Annotated in this window: 15 protein-coding genes; 4 read left to right on the top strand and 11 right to left on the bottom strand. The window is 46.4% G+C overall.

Annotation, left to right across the window (positions count from 1 at the left end; all coding sequences use genetic code 11):
• Positions 1-73: 73 nt before the first annotated feature.
• Both SAPGRDRAFT_RS09805 and SAPGRDRAFT_RS09800 read right to left on the bottom strand, forming a co-directional pair.
• On the bottom strand, positions 74-1,198 hold the full coding sequence (locus SAPGRDRAFT_RS09805) for a glycosyltransferase family 4 protein (RefSeq protein WP_002659106.1): 1,125 nt from the start codon (positions 1,196-1,198) through the stop codon (positions 74-76).
• A 258-nt stretch (positions 1,199-1,456) separates the two neighbouring features.
• Positions 1,457-3,496: a T9SS type A sorting domain-containing protein gene (locus SAPGRDRAFT_RS09800; RefSeq protein WP_002659105.1), complete on the bottom strand. Its 2,040-nt coding sequence runs from the start codon at positions 3,494-3,496 to the stop codon at positions 1,457-1,459.
• Positions 3,497-3,868: 372 nt separating this feature from the next.
• On the opposite strand from SAPGRDRAFT_RS09800, the gene SAPGRDRAFT_RS09795 reads away from it, so the two are divergent.
• The 3 genes from SAPGRDRAFT_RS09795 to SAPGRDRAFT_RS22925 all read left to right on the top strand — a co-directional run bounded on the left by SAPGRDRAFT_RS09795 (position 3,869) and on the right by SAPGRDRAFT_RS22925 (position 6,543).
• The gene (locus SAPGRDRAFT_RS09795; RefSeq protein ID WP_002659103.1) at positions 3,869-4,963 is read left to right on the top strand and encodes an ABC transporter substrate-binding protein; all 1,095 of its coding nucleotides are present in this window, start codon (positions 3,869-3,871) and stop codon (positions 4,961-4,963) included.
• Positions 4,950-5,963, top strand: a complete 1,014-nt coding sequence (locus SAPGRDRAFT_RS09790; RefSeq protein WP_037350066.1) for a FecCD family ABC transporter permease — start codon at positions 4,950-4,952, stop codon at positions 5,961-5,963. Before SAPGRDRAFT_RS09795 ends, SAPGRDRAFT_RS09790 begins: the two co-directional genes overlap by 14 nt.
• A 271-nt stretch (positions 5,964-6,234) precedes the next feature.
• Positions 6,235-6,543, top strand: a complete 309-nt coding sequence (locus SAPGRDRAFT_RS22925; RefSeq protein WP_156001886.1) for a hypothetical protein — start codon at positions 6,235-6,237, stop codon at positions 6,541-6,543.
• A gap of 248 nt (positions 6,544-6,791) precedes the next feature.
• On the opposite strand, the gene SAPGRDRAFT_RS09775 is transcribed toward SAPGRDRAFT_RS22925, so the two are convergent.
• The 9 genes from SAPGRDRAFT_RS09775 to SAPGRDRAFT_RS09730 form a co-directional block, all read right to left on the bottom strand.
• Positions 6,792-7,256 (bottom strand): NINE protein, encoded by a 465-nt coding sequence (locus SAPGRDRAFT_RS09775; protein WP_253271303.1) that lies wholly within the window; start codon positions 7,254-7,256, stop codon positions 6,792-6,794.
• A 289-nt stretch (positions 7,257-7,545) separates the two neighbouring features.
• Positions 7,546-8,043: a hypothetical protein gene (locus SAPGRDRAFT_RS09770; protein WP_002659096.1), complete on the bottom strand. Its 498-nt coding sequence runs from the start codon at positions 8,041-8,043 to the stop codon at positions 7,546-7,548.
• A 26-nt stretch (positions 8,044-8,069) separates the two neighbouring features.
• Positions 8,070-8,969: a tyrosine-type recombinase/integrase gene (locus tag SAPGRDRAFT_RS09765; protein ID WP_002659094.1), complete on the bottom strand. Its 900-nt coding sequence runs from the start codon at positions 8,967-8,969 to the stop codon at positions 8,070-8,072.
• Between the two features lie 2 nt (positions 8,970-8,971).
• The gene (locus tag SAPGRDRAFT_RS09760; RefSeq protein WP_002659092.1) at positions 8,972-9,856 is read right to left on the bottom strand and encodes a MerR family transcriptional regulator; all 885 of its coding nucleotides are present in this window, start codon (positions 9,854-9,856) and stop codon (positions 8,972-8,974) included.
• A 456-nt stretch (positions 9,857-10,312) separates the two neighbouring features.
• On the bottom strand, positions 10,313-12,511 hold the full coding sequence (locus tag SAPGRDRAFT_RS09755; protein ID WP_002659090.1) for a peptidylprolyl isomerase: 2,199 nt from the start codon (positions 12,509-12,511) through the stop codon (positions 10,313-10,315).
• A 423-nt stretch (positions 12,512-12,934) separates the two neighbouring features.
• Positions 12,935-14,263, bottom strand: a complete 1,329-nt coding sequence (locus SAPGRDRAFT_RS09745; protein ID WP_002659086.1) for an efflux RND transporter periplasmic adaptor subunit — start codon at positions 14,261-14,263, stop codon at positions 12,935-12,937.
• Positions 14,264-14,269: 6 nt separating this feature from the next.
• Positions 14,270-15,697: a TolC family protein gene (locus SAPGRDRAFT_RS09740; protein ID WP_002659084.1), complete on the bottom strand. Its 1,428-nt coding sequence runs from the start codon at positions 15,695-15,697 to the stop codon at positions 14,270-14,272.
• A 368-nt stretch (positions 15,698-16,065) separates the two neighbouring features.
• Positions 16,066-16,494, bottom strand: a complete 429-nt coding sequence (locus SAPGRDRAFT_RS09735) for a protein-export chaperone SecB (RefSeq protein ID WP_002659082.1) — start codon at positions 16,492-16,494, stop codon at positions 16,066-16,068.
• Positions 16,495-16,506: 12 nt separating this feature from the next.
• Positions 16,507-16,878 carry a hypothetical protein gene (locus SAPGRDRAFT_RS09730; protein ID WP_037350061.1) on the bottom strand — a complete coding sequence of 124 codons (372 nt, stop codon included), beginning with the start codon at positions 16,876-16,878 and terminating at the stop codon, positions 16,507-16,509.
• Positions 16,879-17,196: 318 nt separating this feature from the next.
• On the opposite strand from SAPGRDRAFT_RS09730, the gene SAPGRDRAFT_RS09725 reads away from it, so the two are divergent.
• Positions 17,197-17,834: IS5 family transposase (locus tag SAPGRDRAFT_RS09725; RefSeq protein ID WP_002659077.1), on the top strand; the 638-nt coding region annotated here is incomplete at its 3' end.

Here is a 17,834-nt window from a genome sequence, read left to right as displayed (position 1 = left end):
TTTGGGCCACCCCTCCGCATCGCTAGGCCGTAAAAAGCGCCCCTTTGGGGCGCCCAAAGGGCGGCTTCGCCGCCTAAACCTTCAGGGCCATTAGTTCGGTCCAGAGCTCTTCGGCAGCTTGTTGCCAAGAAAAATGGCTAGCTTGCTGGGCCGTGGCCGCTTTTAATGAGTCATAAAGGGCTTTGTCTTGGACCAAGCGCTGCATTTGATCACTGATATCGGCTACAGAATAAGGATCGGCCAACAGTCCAGCAGCTCCAACCACCTCGGGCATAGAGGAGCTGTTGGCCCCCAAGCTAGGCACCCCCGCCGCTGCCGCCTCCAATAAAGGTAAACCAAAACCCTCAAATAAAGAGAGGTAGAGCAGCGCATAGGCCGCTCCCAATACTTTGGGCAGCTCTTCTTGGGGCAAATAGCCCAGCAAACGGACCGAAGAGCGGTACTGCATTTGGTCCAAATAGCTTTTGAGCTCATCGTTTTGCCAAGCCAAACGGCCCGCCACCAAAAGCAAAATGGGCGAGTTGCTTTTGGCTTTAAAGTCCTCAAAAGCCTGCAAAAGCCGCAGCATATTTTTGCGCGGATGAATAGAACCAAGGTACAAAAAGTAATCTTGGCCATCCGCATACTGCTGCCGAACCGCCTTTTGCTCCAAATCCTCTAAAGGCTGATAGCTTTGGTGGCAGCCATTATAGCTATAGAAGGTTTTGCCTTGGGCAGCCGGAAACTGGGCCAAAATATCCTGTTTGGAGTAATCAGAGACCGTGGCAATTTTTTGGGCGGCGGCAATAAACTTGGGCATAAAGTATTCGTAGTGTTTGCGGTGGGCCCAAGGGACCAAATCTGGAAAATGCCTCCAGGCAATATCATGAATCACTAAAAGGGTGGGAATTTTGGCCCGCAAAGACAAAAAGCCATCTGGAGAAAAAAAGCGATCGCAACCATATTTTTTAAAGGCGGCGGGCAGGCTCCACTCAAACCAGAGATAAAACAAAATGGGATGCCGGGCCGGGGGACCAAGCACCACAGGCCGCACATTGGGCCCAAAAACAAACTGAGGAGCATAGGGACGATCAAAGAAAAAGACAAACTCTTCTTCAGGATGCTGTTCTACCCAGCGTTTGAGAATTTCATAGCTATACCAGCCAATGCCCTCTAATTTGTTGGCCAATAAGAAACGAGCATTTATAGCAATAGACATAAGGAGAAGGTTTTGGACCAAGAAAAGGCGGCGCAGCCGCCGCAAAGGAGCGAAGCGACGCGGCTGAGGGATGGATAAGGGGGGCCGAAGGCCAGACCGAAGCCCAAAGGGCTGAAGGGCCGAGCAGACTTGCGAGCCCTGACACAGCCCGACCCGCCCGCAGGGCGGGGCAGCCCCAAAAAAAAGAAAAAAGGGCAAAAAAAAGCAGCCCAAACAGAAAGACTGTCTGAGCTGCAAAAAATTATAGCTTAACTAAGCTTACTGCTTAACAAACTTCTGAGAGCTAGCACCTTGAGCGGTACGAACCGTAAAGAAGTAAACGCCAGCAGGTAGGTTGCTTACATCGTAAGTCACTACATCAGACTGAAGATCAGCCTTTTGTTCTTTGATCACAACACGTCCAGTAGCATCAGTGATGATGTACTCTACATTGCTGTTCATCTCCGTCAACTCTACTTTGGCAGAAATCTGCTCAGTAGCGGGGTTGGGGAAGATATTGAACTCCGTAGTTACTGCTTCGTTAGCCGTTACATTAACTGTGATTGCATCAGTCAAAGTAAGACCAATAGAAGGCACAATACCAGACTCATAACCTCCAGCATACCATTGGTTGTCCTGTAGGCCAGTTACCGTTCCGGTAGGATCGATGTAGGCAGAACGAACGATAGAAGCAGGAATAAAGTAGTTAGGCATAGAGTCGATAGTAAAGTCATACTTATCTTCAGAGTTACCAATAAACATATGACGAGTATCACCATTGGCATCACGTAGACCGTTAATTTGGTCGCTGCAAAGAATAGTAGCTACATAGAAAGAGTTGGGCTGTAGAACAGCGCCATTACCCCCGTTTAGGTTGCTAAGCGCAACGGCACGTTGGCGGAAAGTAGCAGCGGCATCAAGAGTGAAAGTATCTACACCCAAAGCTTGGATAGGCAATTCGGGATCAGAGGGGCCAGTAGGCTGAGCAGTCCAGAAACCGCTTCCATCATCATCATTAAACTTATAGAGACGAACTTGAACAACAGCCTCAGTTACACCAGTAGCTGCATTGGCAGTAGCTCCAGTATAAAGGAACGAATCTGCAACGATAGAATCACCATTAGTGACTGTATAGTTAGGAATGTAGTACATAGAACCCCATTCGTGCTCTGCGGGAAGGAAACCATCTGCAGTACGCACCCCTGGAAGCGTAGCGTTATCGGCAGTGGGGAAACCGGTTAGATCACGGCCTACCTTAGAAAGGTAATCATCGGCAGTGATCGTAAAGAAGTCCGTATAAACATCATTAGTGGTATCAGTTTGCACATTAGCGCTATAAGATACAGAATAATCTACGCGGTATTGACCAGCAGCAGTGGGCATCCAACCATTGCTAAATGCAGGCATATAAAGTGCAGTATCAGTACCGGGAGCGATAGCGGGAACGGCCATAGAGTCCATAACAGCAACAGTACCACTACCTGTTTCAGAGACAGTCACATAAAGCATAGCTTCACCAGCGTTGATATCTCCGATATCGTTATTTACGATATTGGCACCCCAGCCCATTTCGTCGGCATTCACCATACGTAGGGGCAACTGATTAGAACCTACCACTTTGGGGGGATTGTACTCCTCATCAATAGCGATGTCATAAGTTACCTCAGAAGTGCGGACAGTAACATCATCTACGCCATAGTAGTAAGAATCGCCTTCAAAGTAGAAGCGAACGTGGCAGTTAGTCAAGCTAGCAGCCGCATTGATAGCGCTAGATACATTAAAGGTCACCATACCTTCACCAGCATCACCACTAGGAATACCAAGAGCAGCGATCACGTCAAAGTCTGTCCAAGTTGTACCACCATCTACAGAAAAGCCAGCGCTATTTGCTGTAGAGGCAAAGTCACGAAGACCAGCATAGAACTCAAGAACAACGATAGAATCCTCGTATCCAGTCAAGTCAAAAGCAGGAGAGATAATAGTACCTGTTTGAGGAACAATCCCTTCAGCAAACCAGAAGTCAGAATCAAAGAAAGCCACACCATCTCCAACAGAAGGAGAAGTTAGGCCGGGAGTACCAGAAGAGAAACCACCCTGAGAAATTCCGTCTACAGAGTAGACCCATTCACCAGCAACGCTATCTACGGTCCAGCCCAAACCATCTAGGCCAGTAATCGTATCGGCAGCAAAACGGCCAATAGAGTCAATTTGAGTATCGGAAGAACCGGCACCCCATAGAACTGTTTGTGCAGACAAGCTTCCTGCAGAAAACAAGAAGACAAGTGCAACCAGTACTTGTGTAAGTTTTTGGTTAAACATAAAATAGATTTAAAATTGTGTAATTAGAACAATAGCTTCAGTTTTGTAAAAATAGGCAAATTATTATAGAATACAAGTCCATTATTAAGCCTTTGTTAAGTATAGCTAGGCATTTAACAGGCTCTTAGACTTAATTTTGTCCCTATCTTTAGCAAAGATCAATTATATTTTGAAGTCTTTTATTTTCCCTCTTTTCATTGGCCAGTGGCTAACTAACTGTTAATAATTGCTTTACTTAAGACTAAGGATTTAGTTTGTTTTTCTGACTCATTTCCCCCTTTCAAAAGCAGTTTAACAAAAGCTTAGTTTTTTAGACTGTCCGCTTTTTCCCTAACTTTGGGCTTTAAGTATTTCTCTACATAAAAGCCTTTTATGCGATACCTTTTCCCTCTTTTAGTGCTTTTGCTCTTTGCTTGCCAAGGAGAAGCACCAACTTCTAGCCAGAAAGAACCGCAAACTGCCTTTTCCATAGAGCTTCGGCAGGCCCAAGGGTTTAATATCAAGGCTATAGAAAATGGACAATATTTAGTAGAAATTGACGAGCAGCGCTTTTGCCTTTATCCTAGGACGTTGAAAATCAGCAAAAAGCTGGAAAACTACCAGTATTTGCCCTACCCCCTAAAAAGAGTGGTCTGCAAAAGTAGTCCAGCCTGGGCCATGATCGAACTTCTCGATGAGCATAAAAGCGTAGTGGGCATTTCTGATGCAAGAGATTTTAGAAGCCATTATGCTAAGGGCCTCCCCAAATTGGGCCGAGAACAGCTTAATTATGAGGCTTTGCTTTTGCTATCGCCGGAGTTGGTGGTTGGTTATGGGGCCAAAGCCGACCCCAAACTAGCCGACCTAAATATTCCCGAGCTTCGCCTTAAAGAATATGCAGAAGCCTCTCCCCTCGCCCAAATGGAATGGATTCGCTTGTTTGGTCTGCTCTTCGAAAAAGATGAGCTGGCCAAAGATTTTGTAGATGAGCGCTTTGCCGCCTATGAAGAACTAAAACAGCTAGCCCAAAAGGCCCAAACACGGCCTTCAGTTTTGTTGGGTAGCCAGTTTGGCGGTGGCTGGTATTTAGCTGGAGGAAAAAGCTTTATGGCCCAATACCTAGCCGATGCACAAGCCAATTATCTCTGGAAAGACCTGCCCGGAAAAGAGGGGGTCCCCCTAGATTTTGAGGCCGTTTTGGCCAAAGGACAAAAGGCCGATTACTGGCTTAATGTGGGTAGTTACAGGAGCTATCAGGAGCTAAGCGCCAGCAATCCCCGCTATGCTCTTTTCCAGGCCTTTCAGCAAAAAAAGATCTATAATTATTATGGCAATGTTTACTGTGGCACCGGTCGCCGCAGCTTCTTTGAATCAGGCACTATTTATCCCGATGAAGTGCTTGGCGACCTGATCCATATTTTCCAGCCAGAGCTTTTGCCCAATTGGCATCTCCATTATTATTATGATTGGGCGGATGCTGCATTTTAACCGATTTTTTTCGCTCTTTCTAACCCTTCTTCTGCTCTTCGCCCTAAGTTTGGCGCTGGGCTCTAGCCCTATTTCCATCAGCCAATTGTGGCAAGGGCTTTCTCTTGGCCCTCAATCTACCGAAGGGCTGGCGAGCATCATTTGGCAGCTACGCCTCCCCCGAAGTCTGGCCGCCATTTTGGCCGGTGCGGGCTTGTCGGTGAGTGGACTTTTACTGCAAACTTTTTTCCGAAATCCCATTGCGGGCCCCTTTGTTTTGGGCATTAGTAGCGCAGCGGGACTAGGAGCCGCGCTCTGGATTATGGGCGGCAGCTTACTAGGCCTAAGCTCTTTTTGGGCCGCTAGCCGATGGGGCCTTTTAGCAGCTGCAGCCAGCGGAGCCGCCCTTTGCCTCCTTATTTTGTTGCTTTTGGCTTGGCGCCTGGGCCAACGGCCCGCCCATCTGCTCCTCATGGGCCTGATGCTAGGCAGTTTTACCAATGCGTTCATCCTTTTTCTCCAATATTTTAGCCCCAAAGAAGAATTGCAATCTTTTATTTTTTGGAGCATGGGCGACCTCAACCGCCTGGGCTGGGGCGAGCTGGCCTTGCTCACGCCTTTGGTCTTTTTTGCCCTCTTTTTGGCCTTTTTACTGGCTCAGGGACTCAATATTTGGCTACTTGGCCCTACCGAAGCCCGCTCTTTGGGCCTAAATACTAGCCGCCTGCGCTGGCAAATTCTTCTCATTTCTTCTCTTTTGGCTGGGGGCATCACGGCTTTTTGTGGCCCCATTGGCTTTGTCGGTATGGCCGTACCGCATTTGGCCCGATTGATTTTGGGCAGCCAGCGCCATCAAGTTTTACTGCCTTTTACGGCCCTTTTGGGAGCAGTTTTGCTGCTGGCCTGCCAAATTTTGGCCCAGCTCCCTGGCCTCGAGCAATTGCTGCCCATCAATCTCATTAGCTCGCTATTTGGCGCCCCCTTTCTGCTCTTTCTTCTGCTCACTAAGCCTTTAGATTAGGGGCCTCCGCTGCGGCTTCGCCTTGCGGCGCTATGCTGCGGGGCTCGCAAGTCTGCTCGGCCCTGCGCCGCCTTCGGCGGCTGGGTCTGGCCTGCGGCCACCCACTCCGCAGCGCTAGGCCTGCCCTGGCCCAATGGGCCAGCCAAAAGGCCCTTTGGGCCAAAAAAAAGCCGGCTCCCAAAGGGAGCCGGCTTCAACATTATTTAGCACAAAAGCTTAGCCTTTTTGAGCGGCTTTGGTCTTTTTGTTAGCAGCGGCAGCAGCAGTAGCTTTGGCCTTTGACTTACAGCAAGACTTTTTGTCGCCCTTGGTACAAGCAGCTGCAGATTTAGTGCAAGCTTTCTTGTTAGAAGCAGCTGTGGCAGTTGCAGCAGCTTTTGATTTGCAGCAAGATTTACCAGCTGCAGCCTTAGAGCAAGACTTTGTGTTGGCAGCAGCAGTAGCTGAAGCCTTAGACTTGCAGCAACCTTTTTTGTCGCCTTTGGTGCAAGCAGCTTGGTTGGTACAAGCTTTCTTAGACTTAGTAGTGGTTTTTGTAGTTGCTGTAGCTTCAGCTTTAGCAGCTTTAGCAGCAGCGTGAGGACATTGTGCGTGGGCCATGCCTGCAAACATTAGCATAGCGAAAAGCATCATGATCTGTTTCATGCTGTGAAATTTAAGTAAGTAATGAAAATGTATGTACAAAAATGATACACTTTTAGTAGAGTGCAGCCAAAACTACTGAAAAAGATTAAACTAAAACAGTAGTTAATTAAATATTAACAGCTCATAGTTACTGTGGGCTGCATATCTACTAGGCTATTTATGAAAGTTTTAGGACCAACAGGTTTAATCGTCTCGGCCTAAAATGACTCTTTTCTTTTCTTCAAACTCGTATTGGTCAATGATGCCTTTATCAAGTAAATCTTGCCAAGCGGCTAGGGTATCGGCCTGCTCGCCCGTAATTTTTTTGACCGCAATTTTTTTATTGTTCAGGCGGTTTTGGGTCTTTTCTCGCTCTTCTTTTAGGCGCAGGCGCTCTAGTTGAATTTTTTCTCGGTAAAGCGCTTGTTTTTCTCGGACCAACATACGGCCTACTCCTGCAGTAGTATCGTAGTTATACTTATGGTCAAAGGTCTCTTTAGACATAAACAATAGCATAATCGTCTCCACCAAGGCAATGAAGCCAGGAATCCCGGTCCAAAACAATAGCAGATAAAAAATCCCTTGTACTGGACGATTCAGGTAGAACTTATGAATACCGATAAAGCCGAGGAAGAAGGCCAAAATGGCCGCAACAAATTTGTTTTTCATAGAATGGTTAGTACTTACAGACTCAAAACGATTAAAACGCAAAATAAGTTACAGCTTTTTCTGAAAACTTAGCTATATGTTGGCCAACTGCTGCTCTACTTTCCTTTATTTATTGCGGCAAGCAGGCGGCGAAGCCGCCGCAAAGGAGCGAAGCGACTGGCCTAGCGATGCGGCGGGGTGGCCGAAGGCCAGACCGAGCTGGCGCAGCCAGTGAAGGGCCGAGCGAAGAGCGAGCCCCAAAGCGTAGCGCCGACGAGCGAAGCGAGGCGGAGGCCCCAAAACAGCAGTTTTATACCGTTCCTTGTTTATTATAGACCCGCCAATAGGAAATGAGCAGGCGGAAAGGGAGTAAAACGGTTGCGATAATGCTGGCCACGCCAAAAAAGAGGTATTCCCCTTTCATATAGCTGAGCAATTGTTGTTGTTGTTTGATGCCTACCTCGGGATAAAAGTAGGGCGTAAAGCTCGGCAGGCCTTCAGACTCCATAAAGTCTTGGAAATTGAAGGTATATTCGATTAGCTTAAAAATCAGGGGGATACTGGCAAAAATGAGTACAAACTTGGCCCATTGGGCATAGGCCAGAAAGCTATATTTGAGCAAAAAAAGGTGGCGGGTATAGGTAACAAAAATGACAATAAAGAGGGCATTGGCATAGACAAAGCTCCAGTCCTGCATAATGCTAAAAAGCGGGTAAGTCAGCAGGCCCACCAGCAGTAGCGTAAGTGCCCAGAAGATGAGTTCGAGTTTGAGTTTGAGTTGAAACTGTTGTTTTGCAAGATCCGTCATAGTATACTCTAGTTTAGCGGGCAAAATTATTTCTTTTTTTTGGCTTTAGGGTGGCTTTGGGCATATACTTTCTTGAGTTGTTCTAAAGAGTTGTGGGTATAGACCTGTGTAGCGGCCAAGCTACTATGGCCCAAAAGCAGCTTAATGGCTTGTAGGTCGGCCCCTTGGTTGCTCAGGTGGGTGGCAAAACTATGGCGCAGGCTATGCGGGCTGCGTTCTTCTTGGGTAGTGACGAGGCCCAAATACTGCCGCACCTTATTATAGACCCATTTGGGGTAGGGCGCCTGGCCTTGGTCATTGAGGATAATGAGTCCTTTGGGGTCAAAATTGGGAAGCTCTTCTTGGGCCAAGGTTTTAAAATTGGTCAAGGCGGTATTGAGTTGGGGTAAAATGGGAATAATGCGCATTTTTTGGCCTTTCCCCAAAATTCTCAGTTGTTCGAGTCCTTGGTCCCAATCCGTCCAGCGCAGGCCCAACAATTCGGCTCGGCGCATGCCTGTATGATAAAAAAGCTGCAACATCAGGCGATCTCTTTGGCCTGGAAAATCGGCTTCAAAATAAGGTCCACTAAAGAGCTTAGCCAATTGCTGTTCGGCCAAAAAGTGAGGCAAGGCGGCCTTTTTTTTGGGCAGCTGCAAAGCTTGCATGGGGTTTTCTTTCAATTGGCCCTCCTGCATCAAAAACTTAAAATAGCGCTGCAAACTACTGGCCTTTCTGTGAATGGTGCTACTGGCGCGGCCCTGCTGCATCAGTTCTACCAGCCAAGAGCGCAAAATGCCCAGATTGACGGCTTTGGCCTCTTCTAGCTCATATCTTTCCTTCAAAAAGGCATTAAACTGCCGTAAATCTGTAGCATAAGCCCGACAGCTATGCTCCGAATAGCGCTTTTCGTAGCGCAAAAACTGCAGAAAAGCCGCTAGCTGCATAATTAGGAGAGTTCTGACAAAAAGTCGATAAATTCACTAAAATCCTCAAACAAACTGAGGTTGGGGGCCGCCTCTAAAGGGTGCATAATGGGTTGGGCCGAACAAAATACCTGAATATCGGGATAAGTTTGGCAGAGCTCCCCCAAAAACTCCTGAGGAGACAACTGCCCATTATTGCTAGAGCTAGTCGTAAATATACCAGTTGGCTTAAATTGATCTACAGCCACTTCTAGCTCCTTGGGCGGAATTTGGCTGCCCAAATAACAGCTCGCACAACCTCTAGAACGCAAATAATAATGATACAATAACAACAAAATCTCTTGTTGCTCTCCCAAGGGCTCAAACAATAGTACCCTGGGCCGATCTTCTTTTGCAGGCTCATTTCCCAACAAATATAACTGATGGGCCAAGCGCTGCCGAATCAAATGATGCACAAATTGCTCATGCACAATGCGCACCGCCCCCGTTAGCCAAAGCAAACTGAGCTTTTCTAAAAAGGGCAATAAGAGCTCGGTCAATAAGGACTCAAAGCCCGACTTTTCCGCCTCTTGGTTCAAAATCCGCTCAAACTCCAACTCATTAAATTCCATCATCGCCATAGTGAGCCGCTGCAATAAATTGCTCTGCTCCTCGCTCTCCTCCGCAATGTTTTCTACCCGCTCCAAAACCTCTTTCTGCGTCAAACGGGCAATCTTAGAAATACGCATACCGTTTCGGTTCAGGAAGGCAATATTAAGCAAGTACTGCAAGTCTTCATCCGTATAATACCGAATATTGGTTGCCGTACGCTTGGGCTCAATTATACTATATCGCTGTTCCCAAATCCGAATCGTATGGGCTTTGATGCCAGACAGTTTTTCAAGGTCACGAATCGAATAAGTAGCCAAAATGATGTACGCTTTGAGGGGTGTATTGGCTAAAGGCCGCTAAAAAATAATCTCTGATCTGTCTATTAACAGAAAAAGCCAATGCTTGGTTGAGCTTGGCTGTTACAAATATACTCCAGAATTATCAATCTTACTAATATTTAGCTCCTTTTGTGGAGTTATTCCCCGCTTTTTAGGGCCAAAAGCTGAACAAAGTTTTTCTTTTTTTGGGGCCCGCGGCCGCCCTTTATTTTGGGGCGGCCGCCGCTAGGCTTCGCCGCTCGCAAGACTGCTCGGCCCTTCACAAAACTTCGCCAAGGCTCGTTTTGTTCGGTCTGGCCTGCGGCCACGGCTGCGCAGCGCTGGGCCGTTGGCCCTTCGGGCCCAAGGCGGCTTTGCCGCCTTGCTGGACCAAAAAAGCAGCCAACCCTCTAAGCTAGAGAATTGGCTGCTTTGTCATTACTGGCTCAAAATGGCCTAGTACATATCTGCGCGATTATCTTTGATATTCATATCATCTTGGATAGCGCCCAAAAGCATTTCTCGGAAACCAGCAGGACTAGCAGCCGCTGCGGGCAACAAGCCACGCATTACAAAGTTACGCTTTTGTTGTACTGCATTCGGCATATTTTCCATAGAAGGACCTTCCTGCTTATTGATCAATTGGATCATGTAAACACCTTGCTCTCCAGCAAAAGGCTTAGATACTTTTCCTGTTTCCAGTACATCGGCAACAGCAGTAAGCTTGGGCTCTACCCCACCCACTTCACGGATAAAGGGAGCGTCGTAGCGTACGCCATTGGCGGTTTCTACCTTAGCGCTGCTATATTTGCCAGCCATAGCGTCTAGAGAAGTTACCCCTTCTAGTTTCTTGAGGATAATCTCCGCTTTCTTCTCATTACGAACAATGCGCTCTACTTCTGCACGAACGCTATTGTCTGCAATGCTAGCCAAACCTTCAGGCGATTTTTTAGCCAAGGCAGGGACCACCACTGCAGCAATGGTATTGTACTTAGGGTCGGTAAAAGGATAAATGCGTCCAGCTACTTCTCCATCTTTGGCCTCTTGATGCGCCCACTTGATGATTTCGGCAGCCTCGGCACCTTGCAAACCTTGAGTCAATACATAGTCATTGATTTCTAGACCAGCGGCATTACTCAAACGAAGATTCGGATTCTTCTTAGCGGCTGCTTTAAGCTCTTCTAGTGTACGGTTGTTGGCCATAAACTCATTGGCCTTGGCCTCTGCAGTTCTTTCTGTTTCGGCAGAAGGCAAAATAGGCTCACTCTTATAAGCTAGACGAAGTCCTACCTTATTTTCTCCAAATTTATAATCTGTAATTTGGATCAAGTGCATAGCATTTTGCGTCTGAATGATATCAAAGCTATCTTTTTGTCCTACATCAAAGATGAAGTTTTCAAAAGGAGCGCCATAGCTATCGCCACGGCCACGGTAACCCATTACACCTCCTTTGTCTTTGGTAGACATATCCATGCTATGTGCAGCTACCAAGTCATTAAAGTTGGCTGTGCCGGCAACAAGCAACTTGCGCAAAGAGTCGAGCTCTACATAAGCGGCCTGCATCGTATTGATATCGCGGCGGTTGACGGGCTTCATGATATGGCGGCAGGCCACAGAATCGGGCATCACCTTACGGTCTATCACCTTGACCATTTTGATTTGGCCCAAATTATCGTAGTAAGGGCCATAAACCTGACCTTTATCCATACTAAAGAGAGTATCCTTACTACTTGCATCTTGCCATTTTTCCTGCGTATAATAAACAGGATCTAGCTGGATGCGGTTAGTTTGTGCATAAGTGGTATCTCCTTGGCCAGAAGTTTTGGCAAAGTCGGCCACCATAGAAGCATAAGTTTTTTCGAAGTTGGCCGTATCTGCAGCAGAAGGCTGAACATCAAAAACAACATACTCGATAGAGACATTGGCTTTGCGCTCATAAGCCTTGGGGTTTGCCTGAATATAGGCGGTAAGATCTGCATCAGAAATGCTTACTTCTGCATTATCTACATCAGCGTAGAGTACCCGGCTGAAGTTAAAGTCATAAGTTCTATTTTTGCGGGCATATTCTGCATTGACCATCCAAGCGGGGGCATAAACTCCTTTTTGGAGCATAGCGATATACTTAGCAGAGAGCTGCTCATCGGCTACTGATTTTTCTAGGGCCTCCCAAGCATTCAGGAACTGAATTTCTTGGTTGGTTAGTTCAGAAGGGCTTTTTTCCTTAGCTTGAAAATAAGCATTACGTTGCTGTTCAATCATGTTGCGGTCTACGCCAGCGCCCATTTGGGCAAACTGCTGGGCCACCAAAGGGCTAATATTTTGCCCTGTAAAGAGGTCAGTCAATTCTTCATCTGTAACAACAATACCCAACTTTTTGGCTTGTTGCTTATAAATGACATTGCTCAAGAGGTCCTTCCAAGCTTGTTCGCGGATTTGCTCCTGGCTAGCCTGGGCACCTTCATAATTTTTAATGTAGACATCAAAGTCGTCGCGAAGGACATCCTCTCCATTAATTTTTGCTACAATTCGCTGCTGAGCGCCCATTCCGTTGCCCATCGAGCTTACATCCATAAAGAGGAAGCCACCGATCCCGAGAATCACTAGCCCCATCATCACCCAACCAAACTGGTTGCGAATCTTTCCTAATACTGCCATAACTTTGTTCTACTTAGCGTTGGTTGAACAGATTTTTATGTAAATAATTTTCTTTCTTCCTTTCTCTCAAAAGGCGCTTTTTTCTGGGGGTTTCCTGCTCTATTTGGCCCAAAAGGCCCCTAAAAATGCTTGCAAAAATAAACATTTTTTTAAGGGCCGAGCAAATTATATCTGCAAAAAAGCCCTTAAGCCTTCATTTTTTGAGCTTTAAGCGGGAGAATGCGCAAAGATTTTCTCTTTGGGTCAAGCAGGCGGCGAAGCCGCCGCATAGGAGCGCAGCGACTGGCTGAGGGATGGATAGCAGTGGCCGAAGGCCAGACCCAGGGCTTTTGAAGCGCAGCGAAAAAGCCCGCAGGGCCGAGCAGACCTGCGAGCTGCGACACAGCCCGACCCGCCCAAAGGGCGGGGCAGCCCCAAATCATCCTACTTCTCTTTCGTCTTTTTATAGAGTTCTTTTTCTTCTACAGCCTCAATGATGCTGCCCTGCTCCAATTTTTTCGAGATGGCATCAAAGGGAGCGACCACCAGCTGTTCGCCTGCCTTTAGGCCCTTGGTAATTTGGATATAGCGGTCGTCTTGGATGCCTGTCTGCACCTCTTGAAGGCGGACCGAATCGGCCATTTGGACAAAAACGTATTCTTTTAGGCCAATCTCTTCTCCTTTTTTGAGTTGTTCCTCGGCCTCTTCATCTTCTCGGCTAGTTACGGCGGCAATGGGGAGCGACAAGGCATTAGAGATGCTATTGGTTCGGATCTCGGCAGAGGCCGAAAGTCCGGCTCTGAAAGGCGGTTTATTGGGATCGATTTGTAGGTCCTTATAGCTTTCTTGCGACATCAGGATACGAACCTCAAAGTTGGTTACTTGGTCCGAAGTGAGGGCCATAGTGCTCAGGCCTGTGGCGGTATTGGCAATATGCGTCACTAGGCCCAAAAACTTGCGGTTGGGGTAAGCATCTAGCTCAATATCGGCAGAATCGCCTCGGTTGAGTTGTAAAATATCGCGTTCATTTACATCTACACGAACCTCAATAGAGCTGAGATTAGAAATTTTCAGGATGGGCGTTCCTGCCATCTGGATGGTTCCCACCACCTGCTCGCCTTGTTTTTTGTAGAGCTTAGAGACCACCCCGGTCATGGGGGCATAGATAGAGGTTTGCGAAAGGTTTTTCTGTTGTTCTCGCACTGTAGCCTCGGCACTTTCCACATTAAATTTGGCCGAGCGGATGCTCTCGTCTAGGGCCGCAATATTGGCCTCTGTAGAGCGGAAATTCGTCTCGATAGTTTCTAGTTCTGCCTTAGAAATCACGCCCTCATCAAAAAGGGTTTTATTGCGGTCATAATTGGCTTTGGCCTGGGCCAACTGCACCAAAAGCTGATCTTTTTGGGCCTTAATATTACCCCACTGCGCTCTAGCGGATTTGGCGCTAGCCGAGGCTCTTTCCACCACCGAGGCTAGGGCTTCGGGGTCAATTTTGGCCAATAGCTGCCCTTCTTTTACATTTTCGCCTTCTTCTACCAAAAGCTTGACGATGGTTCCCGATACATTGGAGGTAATTTCGACCTCGGTGGCGGGAAACAGCTTGCCGCTAGCATAAACCGACTCCACGATTTGTCGTTTTTGGGCAGCTTCTAGCACCACCCGGATGGCTTTGGCCTTATTATCTTTGCGGAAAACCACGATCAGGGCCGTAGCAATGAGCAGCAGGCCAACAATCCAGACAATGGGGCTAATGCCCTTTTTCTTCTTTGCCATAGCATTTTAATTTTCTTGGGGAGTATTCAGTCCGATTCCTCTATAAAAATCAAGGACCTTTAGTTTGAAAAGTAAATCATATTTGGCCTGCAGCACCGAAGAGGCGGCGGAGGTCAGCATATTTTGCACAGAGCTCAGCTCAAAGCCATTGACGATACCCAGTTCGAAGCGTTTGCGGGTATTGGCCGCAGAGGCCGAGGTAGCGGCTAGGCTTTTTTGGGCGGCTTCTAGGCTTTTTCGGGCCGCTTTAACATCGGTTAAGGCTCTTTGGATATCGGCTTTGAGTTGATTTTGGGCCTGGCTGCTATTCAGTTTGGCCAATTCTAAGTTGAGTTTGGCCCGTTCGATGGCAATTCGGCTCTGAAAACCGTTAAAGATAGGGACCGAAAGGCTAATGCCTACGTTCGTATAGAGGTTATTGCCCACTTGCTCAAAATAAGGAGTGGTTCCGCCTTCTATGGTCCGCACTGTAGGAAATTCTACGGGGACTTGGGTGCCATTGACATCTAAAAAGAGGGTTTGGGTAGTTTGCTCGGTGGTACGGTCCTTAGCTGCCGAAGAGTAGTTGGACGTTAGAGAAGCATAGCCGCTCAGGGAGGGCATTAGGGCTCCTTCTGCCACCTTAATGGCCAAATCTGCACTTTCTTCTCTCAGGCGATTGGCGGCCATATTGGGCATATTGGCTGCGGCCTCTAGATAAAGCTCATCTAGGGTTTCTAGCGCTCGGGGCTCGGGCAGCTGCAGCTGAATAACCTTCAGACGGATTTTTTCATCTACGGGCATATTAATTAGGACCTTAAGATTGACATAAGCCAGCTCAATGGTATTTTCTGCATTAACGATGGCCTGTTCATCTCTGGCTTGCTGCGCTTCTAGCTCCAAACGGCTGTTATCGGGCAAATTGCCTGCCTTAATCTGCTTGAGGGTTTGGGCCAATTGCTCTTCGGTTAGGTTTTTTTGGGCCTGCAACACCTGCAAATTTTCCTCGGCTAGCAAGACCTGCAAATAGGCCTGGGCCACCGAAAGGGCGTTGGTCTGCTTGGCCTGCTCCAAGTCCTGCCCACTAGCCTGAACATCCAAACGGCTTTGCTTGAGCTGATTGCGCAAACGCAAACCCTGATAAATTGGAAAATTGGTATTGAGTGAGAGCTGAGAAGACTGCGTGCTCTGATTGACATACTGATAAGAGGTAAAATCAATTGAGCGGCCCAGGTTCAAACCATGTCGAAAAGAGGCATTTAGGGTAGGGTAAAATGCCCAGCTCGCCTGTTTGCGGTTCAGTTCGGCCTGCCGCTGTTGTATACCTGCCTGCTTGATCTGGGGGTTGTGCTGCCAGGCATAATCAATACAAGCAGCCAAATCAAGACTATCTTGCCCAAAAAGAGGGCTGCCCCCCAAGATGAGCAAAACTAAAACTCCATAAAGTTGACGCATAAGGGATTCTTTTATTTGCTTCAATTTAAGACTAAAGATGAGAGTTCTGCAACAACTTCGATAAAAAGCAGGCTTTTCTAGATAGTTCGACTTTTGTTTTGGGGCTGCCCCTCCCGCTAGGTTAAAACCCAGCGCAAAGCGGTATCGCTTTGCGAAGCTAGACAAAATGAGGGTGGAAACCCTCATGAATTATCGCTCGGGTCGGGCTGTGCGCGGGCTCGCTATTCGCTCGGCCCTGCGCTTTTTCGCTGCGCTCAAAAGCTTGGTCTGGCGCTTCGCGCCACCCGCTACCATCCCTCAGCCGTTTGGCCTTCGGCCATTTCTAGACAGAAAAAAGGCCCAAAACCAAGGTTTTGGGCCTTTCTCATTTAGCCTAAATTCTGTTCATTATCTTCTTTACTTTTATGAAAGGCCACAAAATTAAAGGGCGGTAATAAGATGCGATTCATATTTGCCTTCATAGCTAAGTTAGCTAGATGCTCTCGAATAAAAGGGTAAATGATAGCTGCTGCATTAACATGAGCAAAATTTTCTAGCGGAATAGCAAACTGTTCGCCATACTCAAAAATCGCTTGCATTTCAATAGCGGCAAGCTCCTCTTTTATCTCGCCCTTATTTAAGGCTACTTTCACGCTCAAAGTCGTCATCAGCTGCCGATTGGGCAAATCGTCTTTAGCCGTTTTAATGCTTATACTTAATTTGTCCTCTCCTTCTCCCAAATAGTTTTTGGGGCGTTGAAAAGAAGAAGAAGATAAATAAATATCTTTAAGATGGATTTCAGTATTAGATGCGGCCATAAGTTGCTAGTATTATGCGGCGGAGGTACATTCATTATTACAGTCTACAACTGCCTCCAAGAAACAATTATCTCCCTGCAAAACAAGGAGTTGAGATTTATCTTGATTAGAATTTGCCTCTAGTTGATTATAGATTTCAAAGTTTGAGAACTGAATTAGATCATCTTCAGGATCAACAAAGAGCACTGCTATCATTTTTTTTCTCAAAAAATAAAAAACAGCTTCCATTTCTATTCTTTGAAATGCTTTTGATCTATAGATTTGAGGATCTTTCAGTTTAAAAAGATGCATCTCATCGCTATCATTATATTCATGAACAAACTCAACACCTTCAAATTGGTTAATCACAAACTCTATAAATTCTGCAATATTTGAGTACTTCATATATTTAATGTTATCCAAGCTTCTCTTTAATATATTTTAATGTTTTTTCAGTCAATTCTGAAGCGCTATTTGCCTCAGTTGGCTTAACTTCGGCCTTGTTGCATAAATCCAACAAGTTGAAAACCAGCTAATTAAAAAAAACCTTGTGAATTAGGCATAAAAAAAGGGACAAGACTCGTAGATTTAAGTTTTTTCGACGAACAATAAAATATCGAGCTGTCCCATGACAAATTTAGAAAAAACTTACAGAATTACGCACTAACCAACAGATTTTATACCGCCCAAGGAGAGTTTCTTTTTAATGTTTGGTTCCCGCCTTTGGCAAGCAAAAATCTCATAGCTAAGCGCTCAAAACGCGGCAGACCTAAAACCATTTCCGATGAATTTATTCGCTATTTATTCCGTTTAAAAGTGCTTTTTTCTTTTGGATATCGACAGTTAGAAGGCATTCTAAAATGCGTTATTTCCGAATATAATTTGGATGTCAATCCAATATCTTACAGCCAAATATGCCGCAGAGTCAAAAAACTAAAGCTGAATATTAAGCCTAAAAAAACGGATGAAGAGCTGTCTATAGCAATAGATAGTACAGGACTAAAAATAAAAGGACAGGGAGAGTGGCGGCGAATAAAACACATCAAAAAGTACCGTTCTGGCTGGATTAAAGTACATTTAGCCGTAAATGACAAAACAGGAGAAATCCTGGTTGTAGAGATTACCACAGAGCGAAAAACCGATGCTTCTCAACTCCTCAAAATGATGAAAAAATTGAAGCCATTTAATATTAACCAAGTTTATGCAGATGGCGCCTATGACCAAACAAAATGTCGAGAAGCAATTTGTGCGGCTGGGGCGGTTCCATTGATTCCCCCACGTAAAAATGCTCGCCTAAAAAAAGGAAAAAATGGAGAGCTAGTCGATAGTTATCGCAATGATGATATTTTATATATCTGGGA

Origin of the sequence: Saprospira grandis DSM 2844 (assembly GCF_000275825.1) — a bacterium.
Lineage (GTDB): Bacteria > Bacteroidota > Bacteroidia > Chitinophagales > Saprospiraceae > Saprospira > Saprospira grandis_A.
Note: the sequence above shows the minus strand (reverse complement) of the source record. Positions and strands in the feature narration are given on the sequence as shown.

Bases quoted from the DNA above. Each gene is read 5' to 3' on its own strand.
- SAPGRDRAFT_RS09740 (WP_002659084.1), bottom strand. From the start codon at position 15,697: ATGCGTCAACTTTATGGAGTTTTAGTTTTGCTCATCTTGGGGGGCAGC.
- SAPGRDRAFT_RS09735 (WP_002659082.1), bottom strand. From the start codon at position 16,494: ATGGCCGCATCTAATACTGAAATCCATCTTAAAGATATTTATTTATCT.
- SAPGRDRAFT_RS09790 (WP_037350066.1), top strand. From the start codon at position 4,950: ATGCTGCATTTTAACCGATTTTTTTCGCTCTTTCTAACCCTTCTTCTG.
- SAPGRDRAFT_RS09730 (WP_037350061.1), bottom strand. From the start codon at position 16,878: ATGAAGTACTCAAATATTGCAGAATTTATAGAGTTTGTGATTAACCAA.
- SAPGRDRAFT_RS09770 (WP_002659096.1), bottom strand. From the start codon at position 8,043: ATGACGGATCTTGCAAAACAACAGTTTCAACTCAAACTCAAACTCGAA.
- SAPGRDRAFT_RS09805 (WP_002659106.1), bottom strand. From the start codon at position 1,198: ATGTCTATTGCTATAAATGCTCGTTTCTTATTGGCCAACAAATTAGAG.
- SAPGRDRAFT_RS09745 (WP_002659086.1), bottom strand. From the start codon at position 14,263: ATGGCAAAGAAGAAAAAGGGCATTAGCCCCATTGTCTGGATTGTTGGC.
- SAPGRDRAFT_RS09755 (WP_002659090.1), bottom strand. From the start codon at position 12,511: ATGGCAGTATTAGGAAAGATTCGCAACCAGTTTGGTTGGGTGATGATG.
- SAPGRDRAFT_RS09795 (WP_002659103.1), top strand. From the start codon at position 3,869: ATGCGATACCTTTTCCCTCTTTTAGTGCTTTTGCTCTTTGCTTGCCAA.
- SAPGRDRAFT_RS09800 (WP_002659105.1), bottom strand. From the start codon at position 3,496: ATGTTTAACCAAAAACTTACACAAGTACTGGTTGCACTTGTCTTCTTG.
- SAPGRDRAFT_RS09775 (WP_253271303.1), bottom strand. From the start codon at position 7,256: ATGAAAAACAAATTTGTTGCGGCCATTTTGGCCTTCTTCCTCGGCTTT.
- SAPGRDRAFT_RS09765 (WP_002659094.1), bottom strand. From the start codon at position 8,969: ATGCAGCTAGCGGCTTTTCTGCAGTTTTTGCGCTACGAAAAGCGCTAT.